This window comes from Embleya sp. NPDC025285 (genome assembly GCF_055558835.1).
Map to the genome: position 1 here is coordinate 108,606 of NZ_JBVHLU010000007.1, position 24,382 is coordinate 132,987.

At 71.4% G+C, this 24,382-nt stretch carries 19 protein-coding genes and 1 tRNA gene; 10 read left to right on the plus strand and 10 right to left on the minus strand.

The window, feature by feature from the left end; all coding sequences use genetic code 11:
- The first annotated feature begins 39 nt into the window (after window positions 1–39).
- Together ACZ4FV_RS06830 and ACZ4FV_RS06835 are read left to right on the plus strand one after the other, a co-directional pair.
- Window positions 40–1,371, plus strand: coding sequence for a serine hydrolase domain-containing protein (locus ACZ4FV_RS06830; RefSeq protein WP_395859394.1), 1,332 nt, complete (start codon window positions 40–42; stop codon window positions 1,369–1,371).
- Between the two features lie 284 nt (window positions 1,372–1,655).
- Window positions 1,656–3,206 carry an MFS transporter gene (locus ACZ4FV_RS06835; RefSeq protein WP_402237591.1) on the plus strand — a complete coding sequence of 517 codons (1,551 nt, stop codon included), beginning with the start codon at window positions 1,656–1,658 and terminating at the stop codon, window positions 3,204–3,206.
- Between the two features lie 126 nt (window positions 3,207–3,332).
- On the opposite strand, the gene ACZ4FV_RS06840 is transcribed toward ACZ4FV_RS06835, so the two are convergent.
- Both ACZ4FV_RS06840 and ACZ4FV_RS06845 read right to left on the minus strand, forming a co-directional pair.
- Window positions 3,333–3,419, minus strand: a tRNA-Leu gene (locus ACZ4FV_RS06840).
- A gap of 224 nt (window positions 3,420–3,643) precedes the next feature.
- A complete protein-coding gene (locus tag ACZ4FV_RS06845; protein WP_465322053.1) occupies window positions 3,644–4,600 on the minus strand; it encodes an NAD-dependent epimerase/dehydratase family protein in 957 nt (318 codons plus the stop codon).
- A 104-nt stretch (window positions 4,601–4,704) separates the two neighbouring features.
- On the opposite strand from ACZ4FV_RS06845, the gene ACZ4FV_RS06850 reads away from it, so the two are divergent.
- Together ACZ4FV_RS06850 and ACZ4FV_RS06855 are read left to right on the plus strand one after the other, a co-directional pair.
- Entirely contained in the window at window positions 4,705–4,914 is a 210-nt protein-coding gene (locus tag ACZ4FV_RS06850; protein ID WP_402237587.1) for an RNA polymerase sigma factor sigma-70 region 4 domain-containing protein, read from the plus strand.
- Window positions 4,914–5,486, plus strand: coding sequence for a Clp protease N-terminal domain-containing protein (locus tag ACZ4FV_RS06855; protein ID WP_402237584.1), 573 nt, complete (start codon window positions 4,914–4,916; stop codon window positions 5,484–5,486). The genes ACZ4FV_RS06850 and ACZ4FV_RS06855 overlap by 1 nt, the downstream gene beginning before the upstream one ends.
- Before the next feature lie 1,315 nt (window positions 5,487–6,801).
- On the opposite strand, the gene ACZ4FV_RS06860 is transcribed toward ACZ4FV_RS06855, so the two are convergent.
- Complete coding sequence (locus tag ACZ4FV_RS06860) at window positions 6,802–9,318, minus strand: Tex family protein (RefSeq protein ID WP_465322075.1); 2,517 nt, start codon at window positions 9,316–9,318, stop codon at window positions 6,802–6,804.
- A 211-nt stretch (window positions 9,319–9,529) separates the two neighbouring features.
- The gene (locus ACZ4FV_RS06865; RefSeq protein WP_402237583.1) at window positions 9,530–10,081 is read right to left on the minus strand and encodes an Lrp/AsnC family transcriptional regulator; all 552 of its coding nucleotides are present in this window, start codon (window positions 10,079–10,081) and stop codon (window positions 9,530–9,532) included.
- A 200-nt stretch (window positions 10,082–10,281) separates the two neighbouring features.
- Between ACZ4FV_RS06865 and hppD the strand changes: the two genes are divergently transcribed.
- The 4 genes from hppD to fahA all read left to right on the plus strand — a co-directional run bounded on the left by hppD (window position 10,282) and on the right by fahA (window position 14,765).
- On the plus strand, window positions 10,282–11,361 hold the full coding sequence (gene hppD / locus ACZ4FV_RS06870; RefSeq protein ID WP_395859891.1) for a 4-hydroxyphenylpyruvate dioxygenase: 1,080 nt from the start codon (window positions 10,282–10,284) through the stop codon (window positions 11,359–11,361).
- 87 nt (window positions 11,362–11,448) lie between these two features.
- Entirely contained in the window at window positions 11,449–12,651 is a 1,203-nt protein-coding gene (locus tag ACZ4FV_RS06875; protein WP_395859380.1) for a homogentisate 1,2-dioxygenase, read from the plus strand.
- A complete protein-coding gene (locus ACZ4FV_RS06880; protein ID WP_395859379.1) occupies window positions 12,648–13,520 on the plus strand; it encodes a hypothetical protein in 873 nt (290 codons plus the stop codon). The genes ACZ4FV_RS06875 and ACZ4FV_RS06880 overlap by 4 nt, the downstream gene beginning before the upstream one ends.
- Before the next feature lie 24 nt (window positions 13,521–13,544).
- Window positions 13,545–14,765: a fumarylacetoacetase gene (gene fahA / locus ACZ4FV_RS06885; protein WP_465322054.1), complete on the plus strand. Its 1,221-nt coding sequence runs from the start codon at window positions 13,545–13,547 to the stop codon at window positions 14,763–14,765.
- 895 nt (window positions 14,766–15,660) lie between these two features.
- Here fahA and ACZ4FV_RS06890 read toward each other — a convergent pair.
- From ACZ4FV_RS06890 to ACZ4FV_RS06900, 3 genes are all read right to left on the minus strand, one after another.
- Entirely contained in the window at window positions 15,661–16,152 is a 492-nt protein-coding gene (locus ACZ4FV_RS06890) for a hypothetical protein (RefSeq protein WP_395859377.1), read from the minus strand.
- 196 nt (window positions 16,153–16,348) lie between these two features.
- Window positions 16,349–17,236 carry a CAP domain-containing protein gene (locus tag ACZ4FV_RS06895; RefSeq protein ID WP_395859376.1) on the minus strand — a complete coding sequence of 296 codons (888 nt, stop codon included), beginning with the start codon at window positions 17,234–17,236 and terminating at the stop codon, window positions 16,349–16,351.
- A 22-nt stretch (window positions 17,237–17,258) separates the two neighbouring features.
- On the minus strand, window positions 17,259–18,896 hold the full coding sequence (locus ACZ4FV_RS06900; RefSeq protein ID WP_465322056.1) for an ABC-F family ATP-binding cassette domain-containing protein: 1,638 nt from the start codon (window positions 18,894–18,896) through the stop codon (window positions 17,259–17,261).
- A gap of 84 nt (window positions 18,897–18,980) precedes the next feature.
- Here ACZ4FV_RS06900 and ACZ4FV_RS06905 point away from each other — a divergent pair, with 84 nt between their 5' ends.
- Window positions 18,981–19,727, plus strand: coding sequence for a PIG-L deacetylase family protein (locus ACZ4FV_RS06905; RefSeq protein ID WP_402237576.1), 747 nt, complete (start codon window positions 18,981–18,983; stop codon window positions 19,725–19,727).
- Window positions 19,728–19,761: 34 nt separating this feature from the next.
- The gene (locus ACZ4FV_RS06910) at window positions 19,762–20,436 is read left to right on the plus strand and encodes a hypothetical protein (protein ID WP_395859373.1); all 675 of its coding nucleotides are present in this window, start codon (window positions 19,762–19,764) and stop codon (window positions 20,434–20,436) included.
- A gap of 109 nt (window positions 20,437–20,545) precedes the next feature.
- Here ACZ4FV_RS06910 and ACZ4FV_RS06915 read toward each other — a convergent pair whose 3' ends face one another.
- The 3 genes from ACZ4FV_RS06915 to ACZ4FV_RS06925 form a co-directional block, all read right to left on the minus strand.
- Window positions 20,546–21,727 (minus strand): DegT/DnrJ/EryC1/StrS family aminotransferase, encoded by a 1,182-nt coding sequence (locus ACZ4FV_RS06915; protein ID WP_395859372.1) that lies wholly within the window; start codon window positions 21,725–21,727, stop codon window positions 20,546–20,548.
- A complete protein-coding gene (locus ACZ4FV_RS06920; protein WP_395859371.1) occupies window positions 21,718–23,208 on the minus strand; it encodes a hypothetical protein in 1,491 nt (496 codons plus the stop codon). Before ACZ4FV_RS06920 ends, ACZ4FV_RS06915 begins: the two co-directional genes overlap by 10 nt.
- A gap of 95 nt (window positions 23,209–23,303) precedes the next feature.
- Entirely contained in the window at window positions 23,304–24,344 is a 1,041-nt protein-coding gene (locus tag ACZ4FV_RS06925; RefSeq protein ID WP_395859370.1) for a GNAT family N-acetyltransferase, read from the minus strand.
- Window positions 24,345–24,382 lie beyond the last annotated feature (38 nt).

A 24,382-nucleotide genomic window follows, 5' to 3' on the forward strand; every position in this document is an offset into this window, starting at 1 on the left:
TGCCGGTACGCCGCCGAGCCCACTCGCGAAAGAGGTCCCATGGCCGCAACCGTCGACTCCGCCCACTGGAATGCCCGTCTCGCCGAGCTGATCACCCGATACGACGTACCGGGCGCGAGCCTGGCGTTCGCGCACGAGGGTGAGGTACACACCTTCGTCGCCGGGGTGCTGAACAAGGACACCGGTACTCCGGTCTCGACCGACTCGCTGTTCCAGATCGGCTCGGTGAGCAAGGTGTGGACGGCGACCCAGCTGATGCTGTTGGTCGAGCAGGGCCGGCTCACCCTGGACACGCCGGTCGTCGACCTGCTGCCCGAGTTCAAGGTCGCCGACGCGCAGGTGACCAAGACGGTGACGGTGCGGCACCTGCTGACGCACACCTCCGGTATCGACGGTGACCTGTTCCTGGACTCCGGGCGCGGCGACGACTGTCTGGAGAAGTACGTCGCGGCCTGCGCCGAGCTGACCCAGAACCACCCGATCGGCGAGTCGTTCTCGTATTGCAACTCCGGCTTCGTGATCGCGGGACGGATCATCGAGCGGCTCACCGGCAAGACCTGGGACGCGGCGCTGCGCGAGCAGATCTGTGAGCCGCTGGGTCTGACGCACACCTGGACGCTGCCGGAGGACGTGCTGCGCTTCGGTGCGGCGACGGGGCACGTCGAGGACGGCAGCCCCACCTCGGTATGGGGCCTGACCCGGGCCATGGGCCCGGCCGGCCTGATCTGCGCGCGAGCCAGCGACGTGGTCGCGTTCGGCCTGGCCCACCTGGGTACCGAACTGCTGGCCGCGCCGGGCGCGATGACCGAGCCGCAGGTGCGCCTGCCCAATCCGTACACGATCGCTCCGGAGTGGGGGATCGGCTGGATCCTCGACGAGTGGTCCGGGCACCGGGTGATCATGCACGCGGGCAACACCATCGGCCAGTCCGCGATGCTCTGGGTCCTGCCCGACACCGGCACGGTGGTCTGCCTGCTGGCCAACGGCGGTGAGACGTCCGCGCTGCAACGCACCCTGGGCGCCGAGCTGTTCGCCGTGCTCGCGGACGTCGAGATGCCGGAGCTGCTCGGCCCGCCCGACACACCGGTGGACGTGGACGTCGCGCGCCACGCGGGGACGTACGAGCGGGTGGGCTGCCTCGCCACGGTGAGTGTCCAGGACGACGCCAAGCTGCACCTGAACATCCGGATCACCGGTGCGCTGGCCGACATCTCGCCGGAGATGGACTGGGATCTGATACCCGTCGACGAGACCACGTTCGTGGGCCGCCGCGAGGGCAGCCCGCTGTGGGACAACGTGGTCTTCTACGAACTCGCCGACGGCTCGCCGTACATACACATGGGCGTACGCGCCACCCCGAAGACCGCCTGACCCGCCGCCGGGCCGCCTTGGGGAGCACGGCCCGGTGAGCCCGGATCCGACCCGCACCATCCCGCGTGTGCCAGGCGCCCCGGGTGGTGCCGGTTCGGGTCCGGGCTTACGGTCGAACGAGTGAGCGCACCCCGTCCGGTCGGGCGCACCATTGCCGGATCGTCGGGGCCGTCGACGCACACCGGATCGTCGGGACCGCCGAACCGCACCGGATCGGTCGGAGACCGTCGATTCCCGCCGGACGGCGCCGCGTGGCGCGGCCCTCGGCAACCGCGGGACCCACCATGGCGAATCCTCACGCGACACCCTCGCAGACCGCCGCCGCACCGAAACGACGCGGCGGCAATGGCGCCGCGCTCGCGGTGATCGCCTCGTGTCAGCTCATGGTGGTGCTGGACATCACCATCGTGAACATCGCGCTGCCGCACATCCAGCGCTCGCTGGAGTTCTCCACCACCAGCCTGTCCTGGGTGCTCAACGCGTACACGCTCACCTTCGGCGGTCTGCTGCTGCTCGGCGGGCGTGCGGGCGACATCCTGGGCCGCAGGCGGGTGTTCATCTTCGGCGTGCTGCTGTTCGTGGTCGCCTCGCTACTGGGTGGACTCGCGCAGACCGCGCCGCAACTGCTCGCCGCCCGGGCGCTGCAGGGCGTCGGCGGCGCCATCGCCTCCCCGACCGCCCTCGCCCTGATCACCACGACGTTTCCCGAAGGCCCGGCCCGCAACCGGGCCTTCGGCGTCTTCGCGGCGGTCTCCGCGGGCGGCGGCGCGATCGGGCTGCTGGCCGGCGGCATCCTGGTCGAATGGCTGGACTGGCGGTGGGTGTTCTTCGTCAACGTGCCCATCGGTGTGCTCATCGCACTGGCCACCCCGCGCTACATCAGGGAGTCCGAGCGACATCCCGGCCACTTCGACGTGCTCGGCGCGCTCACCTCGACCCTGGGCATCGGCTCGCTCGTGTACGGCTTCATCCGGGCGGCCCAGGAGGGCTGGCGGGACGGCCTGACCCTCGCCGCGTTCGCGGCGGCCGTCGTGCTGCTGGCGATCTTCCTCTCCATCGAGCGCAGATCCAGGCAGCCGATCACCCCCCTGGCGATGTTCGCGGACCGTAACCGGTCGGGCACCTACGGCATTATGTTGTGCCTGGCGGCGGCGATCTTCGGGATGTTCTTCTTCCTGACCCTGTTCGTCCAGGACGTCCTGGGCTTCAGTCCGATCGAGGCCGGTCTGGCCTTCCTCCCGATCAGCGCGGTGATCGCGGTCGGCGCAGGCTTCGCGTCGCAACTGCTGCCGCGCTACGGACCCAAACCCTTCATGGTCGTCGGTGCCCTCCTGGCGGCGGCCGGTCTCGCCTGGCTGACCCGTACCGACGTGCACAGCACCTACGCCGGCAGCATCCTGGGCCCGACGCTGGTCTTCGGCCTCGGCATGGGCATGCAATTCGTCTCGCTGACCCTGATGGCCGTCTCCGGCGTCGCCTCCAAGGAAACCGGCGCCGCCTCGGGCCTGCTCAACGCCACCCAACAGGTGGGCGGTTCGCTCGGCCTGTCCATCCTGGTCACCGTCTTCGGCACCGCCAACCGCAACGAGGCCAAGGACCAGGTCCCGGCCTTCCTCGCCCAGGCCACCCCGGCCGAACGCGCCGCCTTCGAGCGCACCGGCGACCTGCCCGCGCCCTGGAGCCACCAGGTGTTGACCACGGGCATCTCCGCCGCCTTCGTGACGGCCGCGATCTTCGCGGTGATCGCCGCCGTGATCGCGATGTTCGTCATCCAGGTCCGCGCCTCGGACCTCGAACGCCTACGCGGCGACGGCCCCGCGGGGCCGGGAGGCTGACCGGGCGTCGGATCGGCGCGACCGGTTACGACCAAGTCAACTCCGCGCAGGGACCTTCCAGCTTCCCGGCGTCGCACGCCCCACGCCGTAAATGCAGAAAAACCCCTGATCAACAGGGGTCTCTCGTGGTGTCCGAGGGGGGACTTGAACCCCCAAGCCCTTTCGGGCACTAGCACCTCAAGCTAGCGCGTCTGCCAATTCCGCCACCCGGACCGGGTGGTCTCCGCTGGTGTTTCGTGCGGCGACGTGGAGAACCATATCAAAGATCCGGAGGGGAATCGGACCGGGATGGGTGGGGCTGACCTGGGGGGGTTGGCCTGGGTTGGCGCGGTGCGTGGTTCGGTGGTGGGGGAGGTCCGGGGCCGGGGTGGTTTGGTTGCCGGGCCTGGCTGGGGTGGATTGGGGGCGGGGTGGATTGGTGGGGTTGGTGGGGTGGGTCAGGGCCCGTTGAGTAGGTGGGCCTCCTGGGTTGGGGTCAGGCCCTGGGGCAGTGGGGGTTCGCCTCGGGAGCGGTCCCAGGCGAGGACGTCGGCGGCGGTGATCGACAGCGGCGTGGTCGGGAGGCCGGCGGCGCGGGCTCGGGTGGCGCTGCGTTGGCGAGCGGGCCATTGGGGCTCGGGGGTGACCAGGGGGAAGGGGCCGGGGACCGCGTCGGGGGAGATGGGGACGATTTCCACCTCGGTGCCGGCGGCCCAGGCGCAGGTGTGGATCAGGTCGCCCAGGGTGGTGGGTTCGGCGGGGCCTACGGCGTGGAAGGCGCCGGGGCGGTTGTCGATCAGGAGTCGGTTGACCAGGCGGGCCAGGTCGCGGGAGTCGACCACTTGGATCGGCTGTTCGGGTCGGCCCGGCAGAGCGACGCGGCCGCCGCGGGCGGCTCGGCGGCTCCAGTACGTGAAGGTTTCCTGTACGTCGTGAGGGCCGGCGACCTTGCCCGGGCGCACGATGGTGGCGCGGTCGCCGTAGCGGGCGAGTACGTCGTCCTCGCAGGCGACCTTGCAGGGGCCGTAGGTGTCGTTGTCGAGTACCTCGGTGTCGCGGACGGGTGCGCGGCGAGGGGTGTCCTCGTCCGAGCCGGGGCCGACTCCGGACTGTACGTAGACGGCGTGGCTGGAGACGAACAGGTAGCGGCCGACCCGGTCGCCGAGCACTGCCATCGCCTGCCCGACGTGGCGCGGTACGTATCCGCTGACGTCCACCACCGCGTCCCACTCGCCGTCGCGCAGCGCGGTGTAGTCGCCGGTGTCGCGGTTGCCGATCCGTCGGGCGGCCTGCGGGAAGAGGTCGGTGCCGGTTCTGCCTCGGCCGAACAGGGTCACCTCGGCGCCCCGGGCCAGGGCGTCCTCGACGATCGCCCGGCCCACGAACGCGGTGCCCCCGAGCACAAGAATTCGCATGGTTCGCGACCGTATCGGGTCGCCGGGACGGGCGCGCCCGCATTCTCGATGTCGCATGTCAACTGTGGTTGACAGGCCCGAGATGTCAACGTAGGTTGACGGTCATGACCGAAGCAACCGACCTCGCCAGTCGTGCGGGGGACCGGGATCCACGGGTGGGCCTACGGGCCGTGGCCGCGCTGCGCCGGCTGCTCGAGCAATTGGAGTACGTACAGGTGCGCAGTGCGCGCGTGCAGGGGTGGTCGTGGCAGGAGATCGCGGCCGAGCTCGGGGTGAGCCGCCAGGCGGTGCACAAGAAGCACGGGAGGAACTGATGTTCGAGAGGTTCACGGACAGTGCCCGGGGCGTCGTGTACGGGGCCATCGAGCATTCGCGGCGGGCGGGGGACGCCCGCGTGGAGGGGGAGCACATGCTCGCGGCGCTGCTGGACGCGCAGGGTACGCAGGCCTCGGTCGCGCTGGCGACGCTCGGGTTCGTGGCGAGTCGGGACGAGTTCGAACGCGGACTGGCCCGGGCCCGGCGGCGCGGCGGCATGTCGCAGGCCGACGAGGCCGCGCTCGCAGACCTGGGGATCGACGTGGGGGAGATCGTCGCGCGCGTCGAACAGGCGCACGGCGAGGGCGCGTTGGCGGTGGGCCGACGGCGGCGCCGGCTGTGGCCGTTCGGTGGGCGTACTGGGCATGTCCCGTTCGCGCCCGGCGCCAGGAAGGTGCTGGAGCAGTCGCTGCGCGAGTCGGTGGCCCGCGGTCAGCGGCACATCGGCGACGAGCACATCCTGCTCGCGATCACCGCCTGTTCGGGCGTGGTCGCGGATCTGCTCGCGGAACACGGCGTCACCCACACGGCGGTACTGCGGGCACTGGCGCCGACGGCACAGGCGGGCTGACCACGCCCACGGGCGATGGGGGACCGGGACGTCGTGGGCCGACCTCGACCTCGCCCTCGCCCGACGGCCGACCGGAGACGTAGCGGTACGCCCTCGCCCGACGAGCGGCGGCCCGGCCAACGCCGGTGGCCGGCTCCGAAACCCACGCGCGCACCGGGTGGACGGCCCATCGACAGGTCGGAGCGGAGGGCCGACCCACTACCCGGTCCGGCTCAGCTCAGCCCGCTGATCCTGCTCATCCCGAAGGGAGCCGGGGAACCGGAAGCCCCACCCGGGCCTCATTCTCCGGCGCCTGCGGTCGGGTCGGACGGGCCTTGTCTCCGGGGTGGAACGCCCGCCCACCCGGCCGGGTCCGGTTGGCGCCTGCGCGGCCAACTCGGCCCGGATGCGGATGCGGAGCCCATGCCCCATGTGGGCCGATGCCGGCTCGTCCGGGGTTCGGGCCGAACCGTCCGGAGTGAGGGCCCGCCTGACCCGGCCCGATCACTCCGGACGGGCCTTGTTGCCCGGGGTGGAAGGCCCGCCCGCCCGATCTGCCGGCCCGTCCGGTTCGGGCCGGCCAGCCGAACCGTCGGGAGTGAGGGCCCGCCTGACTCGGCCTGATCACTCCGGACGGGCCTGGCAGATCGGGCGGACGGGCCTTGTTGCCCGGGGTGGAAGGCCCGCCCGCCCGATCGGGTCCGTCAGCGCCTGCTCGGCCAACTCGGCCCGATTGCGTATGCGGAGTCCATGCCCTACGCGGGCCGATGCCGGCCCGTCCGGTTCGGGCCGGCCAGCCGAACCGTCGGGAGTGAGGGCCCGCCTGACTCGGCCTGATCACTCCGGACGGGCCTGGTCACCGGGGAGGAAGGCCCGCCCGCCCGGCCAGTCCGTCAGCGCGCCCACTCGGCCGACTCGGCCCGGATGCGGATGCGGAGCCCATGCCCCACGCGGACCGATGCCGGACCGTCCGGGTCCGGGCCGGCCGGGCCGAACCGTGCGGAGTGGGCCACTGACCCGGCCCGATCACTCCGGACGGGCCTTGTCGCCCAGGGTGGAAGGCCCGCCCGTCCGATCGGGTCCGGTCAGCGCCCACTCGGCCGACTCGGCCCGGATGCGGATGCGGAGCCCGTACCCCACGCAGGCCAATGCCGGACCGTCCGGAGTGAATCCGGAGTGAAGGCGCGCCTGACCCGGCTCGATCACTTCAGTCCCCACATAGTCCGAACGCGGCTGGGAAGCTACGGTCCGAACGCGGCCGGGAAGCCCGATTCCCACAGTCCCGCCCGGCCGCGATCACCGCCCTCATCCCACCGCCCTGCCCTACTTCACGTCCTCACTCGACCAAGCCGGCCCGCCGCAGCGCGTCCGCGATCGCGCCGCCGCCTCCGGCCGGGCCCTGCGGCCCTCGGCTCTGCTTCGGGGGAGTCGCGCGCCGGCCCTGGCCACCGCCCTGACCACTGCCCGAGCCGCCGCCTTGGCGCGCACCGCCCTGCCGCCCGTCACCCTGCCGGCCACCGCTCTGTCGCCCGTCGCCCTGAGGCCGACCGTCGCGAGCCCCGCGCTCCGGCCGAGGGCCGCGAGGGCCGCGGTCACCGCGGTCGGCCCGGTCGCCCCGATCGCCACGCGCCCCGCGCTGCTCCGGTTCGTCCTCCAGCCGCAGTGTCAGCGAGATCCGCTTGCGCGGGATGTCCACGTCGAGCACCTTGACCCGGACCACGTCGCCCGACTTGACCACGTCGTGCGGATCGCTCACGAACGTCTTCGACATCGCCGAGACGTGTACGAGGCCGTCCTGGTGCACGCCGACGTCCACGAACGCGCCGAACGCGGCCACGTTGGTGACCACACCCTCCAGGAGCATGCCGGGTTGCAGGTCGGACAGCTTCTCCACGCCCTCCTTGAAGGTCGCCGTCTTGAACGCCGGCCGCGGGTCACGCCCCGGCTTCTCCAACTCGCGCAGGATGTCGGTCACCGTCGGCAGACCGAACTTCTCGTCCGTGAACGCCTTCGGGTCCAGCGCGCGCAGCCTCGGCGCCGCGCCGATCAGGGTCCGGACGTCGCCACCCGCCGCCGCGGCGATCTTGCGGACGACCGGGTACGCCTCCGGGTGTACCGAGGACGCGTCCAGCGGGTCGTCCCCGGCCGGGATCCGCAGGAAGCCCGCCGCCTGCTCGAACGCCTTCGGGCCCAGTCGCGCGACGTTCTTCAGGTCGCGCCGGGTCTTGAACGGGCCGTTCGCGTCCCGGTGTTGCACGATGTTGCCGGCCAGCGTCGCGCCGATCCCGGACACCCGGGTGAGCAGCGGCGCGGACGCGGTGTTGACGTCCACGCCGACCGCGTTCACGCAGTCCTCGACCACCGCGTCCAGCGAGCGGGACAACTTCAGTTCGGACAGGTCGTGCTGGTACTGGCCGACGCCGATCGACTTCGGGTCGATCTTGACCAACTCGGCCAGCGGATCCTGGAGTCGGCGGGCGATGGAGACCGCGCCGCGCAACGACACGTCCAGGTCCGGGAGTTCCTGCGAGGCGAAGGCCGAGGCGCTGTACACCGACGCGCCCGCCTCGGACACCATCACCTTGGTCAGGCCCAACTCGGGGTGCTTGGAGATCAGTTCGGCTGCCAGCTTGTCCGTCTCGCGGGATGCGGTGCCGTTGCCGATCGCGATCAGGTCCACCCGGTGCGCGGCGGCCAGTTTGGCGAGGGTGGCGATCGACTCGTCCCAGCGGCGGCGCGGCTCGTGCGGGTAGATCGTCTCGGTGGCGACCACCTTGCCGGTGTCGTCGGTCACCGCGACCTTGACCCCGGTGCGCAGGCCCGGGTCCAGGCCCATCGTGGCGCGGGTGCCGGCCGGCGCGGCGAGCAGCAGGTCGCGCAGGTTGGCCGCGAACACCCGGACCGCCTCGTCCTCGGCCTCCTGCCGCAGCCGACCGCGCAGGTCGATGCCCAGGTGCACCAGGATCCGGGTACGCCAGGCCCAGCGCACGGTGTCCGCGAGCCACTTGTCGGCCGGGCGGTCGCGGTTGACGATGCCGAACGCGTGCGCGATCGAGCGCTCGTAGTCGGTCGGGCCGTCGACCTCCTCGTCCGTCGAGGGCGCCAGGGTCAGGTCGAGTACGTCCTCCTTCTCGCCCCGGAACATGGCCAGGATTCGGTGCGAGGGCAGCCGGGTGAACGGCTCGGCGAAGTCGAAGTAGTCGGCGAACTTGGCGCCGGCCTCCTCCTTGCCCTCGCGCACCTTGGCCACCACGCGCCCGCGCGTCCACATCCGCTCGCGCAGCGCGCCGATCAGGTCGGCGTCCTCGGCGAACCGCTCGACCAGGATCGAGCGCGCGCCGTCCAACGCCGCCTGCGCGTCCGCGACACCCTTGTCCGCGTCGACGAATGCCTCCGCCGCGGCGGCCGGGTCGCGCGAGGGGTCGGCCAGCAGGCCGAGCGCGAGCGGTTCCAGACCGGCCTCGCGGGCGATCTGCGCCTTGGTCCGCCGCTTCGTCTTGTACGGGAGGTAGATGTCCTCCAGCCGGGCCTTGGAGTCCGCTGCCAGGATCTGCGCCCGCAGCGGGTCGTCCAACTTGCCCTGCGCCTCGATCGCGGCGAGCACGGCGGTACGGCGCTCCTCCAGCTCCCGCAGGTAGCGCAGGCGTTCCTCCAGGTTGCGCAACTGCGTGTCGTCCAGGGTCCCGGTCACCTCCTTGCGGTACCGGGCGATGAACGGCACGGTGGCCCCGCCGTCGAGCAACTCGACCGCCGCTCTGACCTGCCCCTCCCGAACCCCGAGCTCCTCGGCGATCCGCCGATGCACATCCTGCTGCGCGCCCTGCTCCGAACCCTGCTGCCCCGACACCGACATCGTCACGTCCCGATCCACCTCATCACCAAGCCTGCCCCCGGCATTCTCTCGGGCCACACCCCCCGTTGTCGCCCTGCCCCACCGCCACCACCCCCGGATTCCCGGTCCGGCCACCCGCCGGCCGCCCGGGCGCCGGTTCGGGTCGCGGTGTCGCGCTCTGTCCGCCGCGCCTTGTCCCCGCGTCCTGTCCGCCGCGTCGGTCGAGCTTGGTTCAGCCTTCCGGGGGCGGGGGCGCGTTGGTGTCGCGCAGGGACGGGACGCGGCTGGGGCGGCGGCGTTCCTGGGCTTCGAGGAGGGGGAGGGTGCGCATCGGGACTACCTCGGACAAGACGATGACGCTGGTGGAGCGGACCACCTCGGGGATGCGGTTGATGTCGATCAGGATCTGTTGCAGGTCCTGATTCGAGGTGGCGGCGATCCGGCAGTGCACGTCGCCGATGCCGGTCGTCCCGTACGCCTCCAGCACCTGTGGGACCGCGCTCAGCGCGGTGGCCACGCCGGACAGGCCGCCCTGGGCGATCTCCAGTGTGACGAAGGCCAGAACCGGGTACCCGGCGGCGACCAGATCGACCTCGGGGCCGTAGCCGGTGATCACCCCCGCCGCCTCCATCCGCTCCAGGCGGGCCTGGACCGTGGCGCGGGAGACACCGATCACCCGGGACAGTTCCAACATGCCCGCCCGCGGGTGTAGTCGGCCGGCCCGGATGAGACGCACGTCCAATTCGTCGAGCGTGCTGCGCGAATCCTGTAGATCATCCCGCATACGGGCCGCCCATCTAGGCAAATTGCATAGCTCGCAGATCGAACCTTGTCAGATGTTGCATTCGGAAGTGTACTTCCGGCATCCGTTCCTTTCCGAGGGGATCGCGCGTCATGAGCACCTTCACCACCCTTGAAGACACCGACGCCCTCGTCGGCGCCGTCGAGCACGACCCGGCGGGAGACCCCTTCCCGGTCGTCGCGATGGACCATGTTCGTTTCTTCGTCGGCAACGCCAAGCAGGCCGCGCACTACTACTCGACGGCGTTCGGGATGACCTGCGTCGCCTATCGCGGTCCCGAGACCGGGAGCCGCGACGTCGCCGAGTACGTGCTCGTGTCCGGCAAGGCACGTTTCCGCATCACCGGCGAGGTTCACGCCGGCACCGAGGTCGGCGTCGCGACCGCCGCCCACGGTGACGGTGTGTCCGACATCGCCATCGAGGTTCCCGACGTCGACAAGGCCATCGCCTTCGCCCGGGAGAACGGCGCGACCGTGCTGGTCGAGCCGCACGACGACACCGACGAGCACGGCACGGTGCGTACCGCGGTGCTGGCCACGTACGGCCAGACCCGGCACACGCTGGTGGACCGGTCCGGCTACAAGGGCCCGTTCCTGCCCGGTTTCGTCGCCGCCGAGCCGCTGTTCCGCGGCAAGCCCGCCGCCCACCCCAAGCGCTACTTCCAGGCCATCGACCACTGCGTGGGCAACGTCGAGCTCGGCCGGATGGACGAGTGGGTCGCCTTCTACAACCGCGTCATGGGCTTCACCAACATGAAGGAGTTCGTCGGCGACGACATCGCCACCGAGTACTCCGCGCTGATGTCCAAGGTGGTCACCAGCGGCAACCACCGGGTGAAGTTCCCGCTGAACGAGCCCGCCGTCAGCCGCAAGAAGTCGCAGATCGACGAGTACCTCGAGTTCTACGGCGGCCCCGGCGTCCAGCACATCGCGCTGGCCACCGGCGACATCGTGGCCTCGGTGCGCGCGATGGCCGAGATGGGCGTCGAGTTCCTGTCCACCCCGGACAGCTACTACGACACGCTCGGGGAATGGGCCGGCGAGACCCGGGTACCGGTCGAGACGTTGCGCGAACTGAAGATCCTGGTCGACCGCGACGAGGACGGCTACCTGCTCCAGATCTTCACCAAGCCCGTGCAGGACCGGCCGACGGTGTTCTTCGAGCTGATCGAGCGGCACGGTTCGCTCGGATTCGGCAAGGGGAACTTCAAGGCGCTGTTCGAGGCGATCGAGCGCGAGCAGGAGCGCCGCGGCAACCTCTAGGCCGCGGGGCCGGCCGTCGCGTACGGCGGCGGCCGGCAGGACACGGGCCGACAGGGCAGCGGGAGCGGACGGAGGAGTCGGGCAGTCATGGCGTACTACCGCAGCGTGGGCGAGGTGCCGCCGAAGCGGCACACCCAGCACCGCCGCCCGGACGGCGGCCTGTACTACGAGGAGCTGATGGGCGAGGAGGGCTTCACCTCCGACTCCTCGCTCCTCTACCACCGCGCGATCCCGTCGGCGATCGCCGACGCGAGCGTGTGGGAGGTCCCCGACCAGAGCGTCACCGCCAACCACCCGCTCAAGCCGCGCCACCTCAAGCTGCACGAGCTGTTCGCGGACAACGAGTGGAAGGCCGTCGACGCGGTCACCGGTCGGCGGCTGGTGCTGGGCAACGGCGACGTACGGATCTCCTACGTGGTCGCGGGCAGCCCTTCCCCGCTGTACCGCAACGCGCTCGGTGACGAGTGCGTGTACATCGAGTCCGGCTCCGGAACGGTGGAGACCGTGTTCGGCGCGCTCACCGTCGGCCCCGGCGACTACGTGATCCTGCCGCGTGCCACCACCCACCGGTGGGTGCCCGGCACCGAGGAGCCGCTGCGCGCGTACTGCATCGAGGCCAACTCGCACATCACGCCCGCCAAGCGCTACCTCTCCCGATTCGGCCAACTGCTCGAGCACGCGCCGTTCTGCGAGCGCGACCTGTGCGGGCCGGTCCAACCGCTGCTGGCCGAGGGCACGGACGTCGAGGTGCTGGTCAAGCACCGCGGCCTGGGCGGCGAGATCACCGGCACCCGCTACGTCTACCCCACCCACCCGTTCGACGTGGTCGGCTGGGACGGGTGCCTGTACCCGTACGTGTTCAACATCTCCGACTTCGAGCCGATCACCGGCCGGATCCACCAACCGCCGCCCGCGCACCAGGTGTTCGAGGGGCAGGGGTTCGTGATCTGCAACTTCGTGCCGCGCAAGGTGGACTACCACCCGCTGTCGATCCCGGTGCCGTACTACCACTCCAACGTGGACTCGGACGAGGTCATGTTCTACTGCGGCGGCAACTACGAGGCCCGCAAGGGGTCCGGGATCGGCCAAGGATCGATCTCGCTGCACCCGGGCGGGCACGCGCACGGGCCGCAGCCCGGCGCCTACGAGCGCAGCATCGGCATCGAGTTCTTCGACGAGCTCGCGGTCATGGTGGACACCTTCAGCCCGCTGGGTGTCGGCGAGGGCGGCATCGCGAGCGAGGATCCGGGTTACGCGTGGACCTGGGCCGGGAAGGCGCCCGGACCATGAGCGCATCCACCGAGGCACCCGAGACCCTGCACCACGCGTTGTTCACCGGACTGTGGGACGACGCCGCGTTGTTCCCACCCGGCAACGCCCCGATGGCCGAGGCGGTGCCCGCGCACCGGGTGTACCGCGTCGAGTGGTTCGCGCCGTTCGTGCGCAACTTCCTGGTCGGTGCGGCACACGTGCCCGACCTGCTCGCGCTCGCCGATTCCGGCGAGCCACTGCGTGTGGTGCTCGTGGCTCCCGGCGGCCCCGCCTCGGTGGGTCCCGCCGTACGCACCATCCTGAGCGCCCCCGGGTTGTTCCTGGAGGGCATCGAGGTCGCCGGCGACGGTGAGATCGGCAAGGCGGTCGCGGCGCTGCACGAACACCTGCCGGAGATGACGGCGGGCTACGTCGAGGTCCTCAAGGGCGCGGGCCTGGACGCAGACCTGGACAATCTCGCCGGCACGTACGGGCGGCCCAAGTTCCGCACCGGCGGTACCGCCGCGCACGCGTTCCCGGACGAGGCCGAGTTGGCCGCGTTCGTGTACGCGTGCCGGATCCGCGAACTGCCGTTCAAGGTCACGGCCGGGCTGCACAACGCCGTGCGGCACACCGACCCGACCACGGGTTTCGAGCACCACGGGTACCTCAACCTGATGCTCGCCACCCACCACGCCGTTGCCGGCGCCGAACCGGACGCGCTCGCCGACCTGCTGGCGATCCGCGACAGCGCCGAACTCACCCGGATGGCGCACGACCTGACCCTGACCGAGCGCACCCGCCTGCGCGGCTACCTGACCTCGTACGGCACCTGTAGCGTCGCCGAGCCGCTCCAGGACGCACTCACCCTGGGTCTGCTCGGCGAACCCCCGCACCAGCGCGACTGATCCGATCGAGGAGCCCGACGTCTCATGCCCACCACCTGGGTCCCGCTGCCGACCGACACGGTGTACGGCATCGACAACCTGCCCTACGGCGTGTTCGCCACCGACCGCGAGCCGGACCGGCCGCGGGTCGGGGTGGCGATCGGCGACTTCGTGCTGGACGCCGGCGCGGCGGCGCACGCGGTCGGGGCGCCGGCCGATGTGCTGGACGCGCCGAGCCTGACCGAGTTGATGGCGGCCGGCCGGGCGACCTGGACCGCGGTACGCGCCTCGCTCACCACCTGGCTGACCGACCCCGAGCTGCGGGCGAGTATCGAACCGCACCTGATCCCGCGTCGGGAAGTGGTGCTGCGGCTGCCGTTCGAGGTCGCGGACTACATCGACTTCTACGCCTCCGAGCACCACGCGAGCAACCTCGGTCGGATCTTCCGGCCCGGCTCCGAGCCGTTGACCCCGAACTGGAAGCACCTGCCCATCGGCTACCACGGCCGCGCGGGCACCGTGGTGGTCTCGCACACGCCGATCGTGCGCCCCAGCGGGCAGCGCAAGGCACCCACCGACGCGGTGCCCTCGTTCGGGCCCACCCGCCGACTGGACATCGAGGCCGAGGTCGGCTTCGTGGTCGGCGCCGGCTCCGAACTCGGCACGCCGGTCGGGCTCGCCGACTTCGCCGACCACGTGTTCGGCGTGTGCCTGGTCAACGACTGGTCCGCCCGGGACATCCAGGCCTGGGAGTACGTCCCGCTCGGCCCGTTCCTGGGCAAGTCGTTCGCCACCTCGGTGTCGCCGTGGATCGTCCCCCTCGAAGCACTCGGCGTCGCACGCGTGGCACCCCCCGCGCGCGACGTCGAGCCACTGCCCTACCTGGACGACCGCGCCGGCGAACCGTGGGGCCTGGACCTGGCCCTGGAGGTCCGGCTCAACGGCCACCTGATCTCCCGGCCGCCGTTCGCGGCGATGTACTGGACGGCCGCGCAGCAGCTCGCGCACATGACCGTCAACGGCGCGGCGCTGCGCCCGGGCGACCTGTTCGCCTCCGGTACGGTCAGCGGCCCCGAGGCCGACCAGCGCGGCGCGCTGATCGAGATCACCTGGAACGGCGAGAACCCCCTCAAACTCCCGGACGGGTCCACCCGGACCTATCTGGAGGACGGCGACGAGGTCACGATCACCGCTACCGCCCCCGGTCCGAACGGCACTCGTATCGGATTCGGCGAGGTAAGCGGGCGAATCCTGGCAGCGCGCTGACCTGATGCCGGCTCCCGCAGCTTGCGGGAGCCGGCATATCGCCGGAGGCGGACGGTCCGGGGCCAAGGGTCCGGGGCCAACGGTCCGCGGCGGACGCGTCGAGGCGATCGGTCCGAGGCGGACGGTTCGAGGCGCAGACCGAGGCGGACCCCAGGGGCGACCGCGCGAGGCCGCCTTCCGACGCCCACGCTGACGGCATCGTTCCGCGCGTCGGCGAAGCCCTGCCGCTCGGCGATCGAGCGTGCCCCCACATCCGCACGACCGACGGACGGTACCTCCGCGCCCACCGCGATCGCGACGGAATACGCGTTGCACGGCGATCGGATCACCGGGCCGGCCGACCGTCCGAAAACGATCGCCCGCGGACTCTCGGACTCCGATTGCTCGCGGACTCGCGGACTCGCGGACCCTCGGACTCGCCTGCCCGCGGACTCGCGGGCACTCGTTCCGGGACTCCCCGACGTCCACCGTCGCCGTGTGAGCGGCCTCCGGGCCTCCGGCGGGTCGCGCGTCCCGGCGGCTCCCACGGCCCGCCACACGAGGCCGTGGCGGCCTCGTGGGCCTCGATCGCGACGCAAACCAACGGCCGATCCACCGGCCCGCACCCGACGCCGCGTCCGGCCCGCCGGCGAGGCGCCGAGCGGTGGAATCCGGCCGGCCGTGCGACCCGTCGACGACGTCGTGGACCTTGCCGAGCATGTCCTCGGCGGCGATCCACGGTTGTCGTTCGTCGACGTGCCACGACGCGGTCTCGCGTACCGAGACGCCGGCCCCCGCCTCGATCCCGGTCGCGATCCCTCCGGACTCCACCCGCTCGGCGAATGCCTCGCCGGACGAGCGGACAGGTCACACACTCGGGCGGCCGGGCCGCCCGGTTCGGTTCATGGGGTACCGGTCATCCGATGTGGATCGCCCGGTGTTGCCCGCTTTTGTCGTAGTAGCCGGGACCGGCCACCAGAGCGGTGCGGAAGTACAGGCCCTCGCCGACGACGCCGTTGTTGTTGCCGTGTCCGGGCACGAACGGCTGCCACAGGGCCACCAGCAGGTCGGGGGCCACCAACGAGGCCCCCTCGGTCTCCACCCGGACGGGTGTCAGTTCACCGAGCAGTCGGGTGACGTCGACGGCCGGCGTACCGAAGACGTCGACGCCCAGACACAACACCGTGTCCGCGAAGTCGTCCTCGGACCGGTGCACCTCGATTGCCTCGACCAGTCCGTCCTTGTCGCTCACCACATGAATCGAGAGGTCCGCACCGAAGTGGGCGAACCCACGAGTGCGTCCCGACAGATCTCCTCCGAGTTCGCGCAGAGCCGCCTCTGCCTCGTCCATGGACATGCCGATCTTGATCGGCCCTACGCCGTAAGGCGGATCCAACTCAAGCTGCACGTGATCTCCCTCGCCTCGAACAACCGAGTATGGCGCACCGTCATCGGGCTCCCTCGCACCCGGTTGCCGGTTCGGCGGGGGAGGGCGGCCGGGTGCCCGTACCCGGACGGCAACGCTCCCGTCGGGGCCGGCGTCGGCCTCGGCTTTGTACCCGTTCGGGCCAATCCGGGAAGCTTCGACACCGGCTCCGGGAGCGCTATCGCGGGGTGCCGAAGACCTGGGTCCACGAGGTGCCGTAGGTGCCGCCGGTGACATACCCGACACCGATCTCGGTGAACTCCGGAGTGAGGATGTTCTTGCGATGGCCGGGACTGTCCATCCAGCCCTGCACCACCTCGGCCGGCGTGCGCTGCCCGCACGCGATGTTCTCCCCTATCCGGCTGTAGAGATAGCCCGCCGCGATCGCCCGGTCCCACGGCTCGCGGCCGTCCGGATCGGTGTGCGAGAAGAACGCGCGGTTGATCATGTCCGCGCTGAACGCCTGTGCGCACGCGGTCAGTTGTGGCTGTGGCACGAGGGCGCGCAGGCCGTGCCGGGCCCGTTCGCCATTGGTCAGCTCGACCACCCCGCGCTGGAACTCGGAGAGCCCCGACGGGGTTTGGGTCTGCTCCTCGACCTCGACCCCGAAGTCCCGGGCGATCCCGGCCAGCCCGTCCGCGTAGCCCTGGCCCAGCGCGCGCACCTTCCAGCCCGCACCGCGCCGGTAGATCTCGGCCAGCAACAACACCGTCTCGGCGCGCGGCCGAGGCGGGGTGAACCGCGCCAGCAGTGTGCCGCTCGCACCGGTGAGCGTCATCGCCGGCGGCGGCAACTCGCCCAGCGTGTGCGTGGTGTCGGCGGGACTGATCACCACCGTCACGCGCGTGGCGCCCGCCCGCAGGCCGGTCGGGTCCACCGTGACGGTGTCCCCGCCCAGCCGTACCCCCGGCGCCGAGACCTGGTTGAAGAAGACGAAGTCCGCGTCGCCGGACACCCGTCGGTCCTCACCCGTGATCAGCGCGGAGATGTCGAAGGGGCCGGGCACGCGTACGCGCACGACGCCGCCCGGCAAGGATTGGTTCGCACCCGGCGGCAGTTCGTTCATGACCTCGGATTCTAACGACGGATCACACCTCGGTGACCCGGCCGTCCGCGACTTCGATCCGCCGGGTGGTGCGCACCGCCTCCAACATCCGCCGGTCGTGGGTGACCAGGAGCAGCGTGCCCTCGTAGGACTCCAACGCGGACTCCAACTGCTCGATCGCGGGCAGGTCCAGGTGGTTCGTCGGCTCGTCCAGGACCAGCAGGTTGACCCCCTCGGCCTGGAGCAGGGCCAGGGCGGCGCGGGTGCGCTCACCCGGGGACAAGGTCGCCGCCGGGCGCAGCACGTGCGCCGCCTTGAGCCCGAACTTGGCCAGCAGCGTACGCACATCGGCCGGGAGCAGGTCCGGGACCACCGCGCAGAACGCCTCCAGGAGCGGCAGGTCGCCCAGGAACAACCCGCGCGCCTGGTCCACCTCGCCGACCACGACACCCGAACCCAGTGAACCCCGACCGCCGGTCAACTCGGCCCGTCCGAGCAGCGCCGCCAGCAGCGTCGACTTGCCCGCGCCGTTCGCGCCGGTGATCGCGACCCGATCCGCCCAGTCGATCTGCAACGTCACCGGACCCAGCGTGAAGCTGCCGCGCTCGACCACCGCGCCGTGCAGCGCGGCCACCACCGCGCCCGCGCGCGGCGCCGCGGCGATCTCCATCCGCAGCTCCCACTCCTTGCGGGGCTCCTCGACCACCTCCAGGCGCTCGATCATCCGCTCGGTCTGGCGGGCCTTGGACGCCTGCTTCTCGCTCGCCTCGGACCGGGTCTTGCGGCTGATCTTGTCGTTGTCGGTGGACTTGCGGCGCGCGTTGCGGGTGCCCTTGTCCATCCACCCGCGCTGCATCCGGGCCCGGGCCTCCAGGTCGCCGCGCTTGTCGGCGTACTCGTCGAACTCCTCGCGCGCGTGTCGGCGGGCCACCTCGCGCTCGGCCAGGTACGCGTCGTAGCCGCCGCCGTAGCTGCGGATCTGCTGCTGGGCCAGGTCCAGTTCGACCACCCGGTCCACCGTCCGGGCCAGGAACTCGCGGTCGTGGCTGATCACCACGGTGCCCGCGCGCAGCCCCGTGACGAACCGCTCCAACCGGTCCAGCCCGTCCAGGTCCAGGTCGTTGGTCGGCTCGTCGAGCAGGAACACGTCGTACCGGCTGAGCAGCAGCGACATCAGCCCCGCGCGCGCGGCCTGGCCGCCGGACAGCGCGGTCATCTCGCGATCCAGGTCCACCGCCAGGCCCAGATCCGCCGCGACCTCCTCGGCCCGCTCCTCCAGGTCCGCGCCGCCCAGGTCCAGCCAGCGATCCAGCGCGATGCTGTACTCGTCGTCGGCGCCCGCGCGGCCCTCGACCAGGCCCTCGGTCGCGGTGTCGAGCGCGGCCTGCGCGGCGGCGACCCCGGTGCGCCGGGCCAGGAACGCGCGCACGGTCTCGCCCGGGCGCCGCTCCGGCTCCTGCGGCAGATGGCCCACCGACGCGGTCGGCGGGCTCAACTGGATCGCTCCCGCCTCCGGCTCGGCCAGCCCGGCGAGGAGCTTCAACAGGGTGGACTTGCCCGCGCCGTTCACCCCGACCAGACCCACGACGTCGCCGGGGGCGATCACCAGGTCCAATCCGGAGAACAGGACACGGTCACCGTGTCCGGCGGCAAGGTCTTTGACGACGATCGTGGCGCTCATGAGGATACGAATCCTATCGGCCGCTGAAAGGATGACGACGTCCGTGTAGCACCGGCCCGTGCGGCCACCTGGGAAGGACCACGCATGACCACCGAACCCCGGCCCGAACCGTACGAGGCGCTGCCCGAGGACTGGGAGCGCGCCGTCGCCATCGTCGCGCACCCCGACGACCTCGAATACGGTGCCGCCGCGGCGATCGCCCGCTGGACCCGGCAGGGCAAGCACATCACCTACGTCATGGTCACCAGCGGCGAAGCCGGCATCGACGGACTCGACCCGGACGAGTGTCGCCCGCTGCGCGAGGCCGAACAGATCGAGTCGGCGCGCATCGTCGGCGTCGACACGGTCGAGTTCCTCGGCTACCCGGACGGCGTGATCGAGTACGGCCTGCCGCTGCGCCGCGACCTGTCCCGCGTGGTCCGCCGGCACCGGCCGGAGATCGTGATCACCGGCAACTTCCGCGACACGTGGGGCGGCGTCTTCCTGAACCAGGCCGACCACATCGCGGTCGGCCGGGCGGTCGTGGACGCGGTACGCGACGCGGGCAACCGGTGGGTGTTCCGCGAGCTGCTCGCCGAGGGCCACGAGCCGTGGGGCGGGGTGCGCGCGGTGTGGGCGGGTGGCTCGCCGCAGTCGCGGCACGCGGTGGACACCACCGAGCACTTCGCGATCGGTGTCGCGTCGCTGGAGGCACACGCGGCCTATCTGGCGGGGCTGGGCCAGGGGCAGATGGCGGACGCGGGGGAGTTCCTGGAGGGCATGGGCCGGGCGGCCGGCTCGCGGCTGGGCACCCCGTTCGCGGCCGCCTTCGAGGTCTTCCCGATGGGCTGAGCAGGGGCCGATCGGGCCTCGATACGCTGCGTGAATGATCGGTTTGCAGCATCTTCCCGGCCGGGCCCTCGCCGTATGTGCGGCGGGGGTCCTGACTCTCACCGGACTCGTCGCGTGCAGCGGCGACGGTGACGACGCCGCATCCTTGTCCTCGGGGCGGTTGAACATCGAGAAGCTTCGACAGGCGGTCCGGCCGATCAGCGAGAACGGCGCCCTGCCGTGCCCGCTGCCGTACGACGTCGCCGCGGCGACCGCGAAGATCCACCTGGACGGCGCGGTCACCCCGGGCGAGCCGGTCACGACCGCTAGCGAGGGGTGGTCCGACGACGAGGCCGCGGCACGCGACCCGTACTCGAACCTCACGCCGACTCAGCGGGCCAACGGCGTCGAGGTGACCTGCTCCTACCGGGTCGGCGCGGCGAAACTGGACGTGGCCACGTACGCCTCGCGGCGCGGGCACCCGGTCATGATGGCCCTGCCGATCATCCAGCGCGACGCCGACGCGGCCGTGCAGGACCTCAGCGCGTTCGCCGACAAGATGGCCACGATCGGGCCGCACCAGGTGGTCCCGGTCGGCAACGGGCATGTGGCCGCGGTCCGATTGAACGTGAACGGCCCGGGCGTGGCCATGCTGCAGGTCTCCTCGGAGACGCTGACGCCCGCTCAGATATCGGACCTGGCCGGCGAGTTCGCCCGGCAACTCGACTGAGCGAGCGCCGCCGGCCGTTCACCCACCCTCTCCCGACGGTGGCCCCGACGGGAGGCCCCAGCGCCGGCCGGGTCGAACGCGCACCGGCCGACGCTTCGGGCGAGGCCGCTCAGACGGAGGCGATCCGTACGTCGGCGGCGTGCTCGTGCAGCCGGATCACCGTGTCCGCGACCCGGCGCACCGTCGGCTCGTCCATGTGCGACCACAGCGGAAGGGTCAACACCCGGGAGGACACGTCGTCGGTGATCGGCAACGGCCGCGCGGGCAGGTGGGCGTACGCCTTCTGCCGGTTCACCGGCGGGTGGAAGTAGCGGCGCGAGTCGATCCCGTCCGCCTTCAGCGCCCGGGCCAGCGTAGGCGTGTCCAGGCCGAACGTGTCCGGGTCGACGACCAGCGTCAGGTCCTTCCAGGTGGACACGTCGCCGTCGGCGAGCACCGGCAGCCGCAGCCCCGGCACGTCGGCGATCGCGTCGGCGAACACACCCACCAGGTGCGAGCGGGCCGCGACCCGCTCCGGCAGACCGCGCAGCGACACCAGCGCCAATGCGGCGTGCAATTCGGACATCCGCGCGTTCAGTCCAGGGAACAGGCAGTCGTAGTCGCCCGGGTTGCCGTACCCCCGACCCAGTCGGCAGGCCTGTGCCAAGCCCTCGTCCCGGGTCGCGATCAACCCGCCCTCGCCCGCGGTCACCACCTTCGTCGGGCTCAGCGAGAACACCTCCGCGGCGCCGAAGCCGCCGATCGGGGTGCCCGCCCGCCGGCTGCCCAGCGCGTGCGCCGCGTCGTAGACGATCGGCACCCCCGCGTCGTCCGCGACCTTCGCCAACTCCTCGACGCGACACGGCGTCCCGTACACGTGCGTGGCCATCAACGCGGACGCGCCCGACTCGGCCAGCAGCGCGGCCGCGTCGGTCGCGTCCAGGGTCAGGCTGTCCGGGTCCACCTCGGCGAACACCGGGGTGGCCCCCGCCCAGTGCGCCGCGTGCGCGGTGGCCGAGAAGGTGAAACCGGGCATCGCCACCGACCCGCTCACCCCCAACGCCTGCAAGGCGAGCATCAACCCGCTCGTGCAGTTCGACACCGCCACCACGTACGGCACCTCCAGCCGCGCGGCCGCGTCCTCCTCCAACTCGCGCACCGTGGCACCGTCGGTCAACCGACCGCTGGTCAGGATCGTGTCCAGCCGCCGCGCCAACTCCTCCCGCTCGGGCACATGCACGCGCGTCAGCGGCAGGCCCTCCGCGAACGTCGCGTCCCCACCGAGCACCGCCGGCTTGCCGGTCACCGCCATATCGCATCCCCCCTGGACTCACCGGGATTCCCCGGACTGATCGAACTCGTCTCCCCACCACCGGAATCGGCCGCGAGGGGCGTCGCGTGCCGCCCCATCGCCCGCCGCCGCTTCCGCTCCGAACTCCCGCCCTTCTCGGTCTCGGTGCGATCCGGCTTCGACACCGCGAGCAACACCAGGACGAACGGGAACACCTGGACCCGTTCGCGGGTGAGGATGCCGAAGTTGCGGATGTTCGCGAACGCGAGCGCGAACACCAGCGTGTAGACGATCACGAAGGCCACGTAGGGTCTTCGGATCAGCAGCCCCGGGATGCGTTTCAACCGGGGGAGCGCGACCACGAACAGGCCCATCAGCACGACGCCTTCCAGCGACGCGACCAGGGCCTGGATGTTGTGCGCCTCGAACGGGAACGGCCGAAAGAGCACGGTCACCAGCGACTGCGGCAACGCGGCCGGTGAGATGGACAGCGCCGCCGAATCGTCCACCGCCTGGGCCGAACCGCCCTGCGCGGTCTGGGTCTGGGTCTTGGCGATCACCTGGTTGGCCTGCGCGGCCCCGATGCCCGGCGTACCGAAGAAGGTGCCGACCTGCTGGAGCGCGAGCACACAACCCACCCCGAGCACCAGGATCCCGAAGCCGGCCCGCAACGGGCCCAGCGCGGAAGCCTGTTGCGGACGATTGCGGAGCAGATAGCCGACACACAGCCCGCACAGCAGCAGCACCGTCACGTGCGGGCGCACCATCGTGGTGCCCACCGCCCCCAGGATCAGGAACACGAACGCCCCGCGCCGGCGCACCAGGAGCAGCGCCACGCCGTAGGCCGCCAGGCCCAGCGTGAACATCATCCACGTGTCCTTGCCGATCCCGGAGGGCCAGAACAGCAGCGAAGGCAGGAAGAACAGCAGCTTGCCGTAGCGGCGCCGATCGCCGTCCGGATAGGCCACGTTGAACGCGCGCCAGAACAGGTACAGACCCCAGAACCCCAGCCACGAGTAGACCAGGTAGCCGGCCAGCAACGACTGCCCGACGATCGCGTACACGATCCCGGTGACGATCATGATGAAACCGGTGCCGATCACCTTGCGACCGATGTCCACGGTGAAGTCGCCGTCCCGGAAGTGCGGCGCGATGGCCCGCCCGACCAGGTCGTAGGTAGCCGCGTCCGCGCGCCCCTCGTAGAGCACGAAGGACATCCAGTACCGGGCGAAGCACGCGAGCAACTTGGCGACCAGCGCGCCGATCACCAACCGCCGTACCCATGGCGGCTCGTCGCGGGAGAACCGGGACAGCAGCGGCACGCTGATGGTGAGCAGCAGCGGGAAGACGATCAGCGCGCCCCACGTGTCGTACGGGCGATACTCCATCGCCCACGCGAACACCGAGACGTAGAAGCCGACCGCGGTGAGCGCGAGCAGGGAACCCCATGGCAGCCGCGACGGAGGCACCCACCGGGCGTACGGCGCAAGACGGGACGACAACGGAGCTCCTTGCAGGGACGGCGAACCGGTGCGGCGTCGGGCGGCGGTGCCGCGGGGACCGGTTCGGACCGGTCCGGCGGCGGCTCGCCGGCTGGCTAGAAGACCTCCAAGTCCCCCAGGGAGAGCTGCCACGAGCGCAGGTCGTGGACGTCGATCGGGTGCGGGTGCACGGTGCGCGCGACCAGCAGCATGCCGGTGCGCGGCGGTGTGGCGTACCCGGCGTAGCGGGCGGCCCTGGCCGCTTCCGAGCCGCGCGCCAGATGGGTGGCGACGTGGTCGCACCCGGACATGGCCACCCCGGAGAACAGCTTGCGCGCGGTGTCGCGGTCGCCGGGGCGCACCACCATCTGGGACAGCGTGAACTCGACCAGCGGGCCGCGCAGACGCGGGCGCCCGAACACCACGCCGGTCAACTCGCCGTTCTTGTACGAGGCCACCACCCGGTAGTCCAGTCCGGGCGCGTCGCCGTAGCGCCAGCGCAGGAAGTCGCCGGTGAGCGCGGTGCGCAGCTTGTCGTGGCCGATCGCCGCGTCGCCCGCGTCCGCCTCGGCGACCAACTCGTCGAAGCCCACCGCCGCCTTGGGATCGGAGAAGAACTGACGAGCAGTCGGAAAGCGGCACCGGGCCGCGGGATCCTCCGAGTTCCAGGACTGCGAGGTGCCGGAGAGATCTCCGGTGGCGCGCAGCTCCTTGAGCCCGCGCGCGAAGGCGATCGGCCGGATCGGATGCAGCGAGACCGGTACCTTCCCGACCTCGTGCCAGCCCATCCGCAGATAGCCGGGCAGGCTGTTGCCGTTCGGGGTGTTGAACACCAGCGAGGTGTCCACCTCGATCCGCTCCAGCAACTCGGTGGTCAACCGGCGGAACAGACCCCGGCCCTGGACGTCCGGGTGGGTCGCGGTGTCCACCGCGCGCACCGCCCGGACCACCTCGCCACCGAGCACGAACTCCCAGCGCAGGAAAAGCCGTACCGCGACCACCCGGCCGTCCGCCTCGGCGACCAGCCCGGGACTTGCACCGAACGGGTTGTCCCTGTGCTTCCATCGGAAGAACTCCGGGGTGCGCTCCCCGGTCGGCCCGCCGGACAGCGCGTCGCCCAACAGGGCCAACACCCGGGGTTCGTCGTGTTTGCCCAACTCTCGGACGGTGAAAGGGTAACTCCCGACCTCTGGCC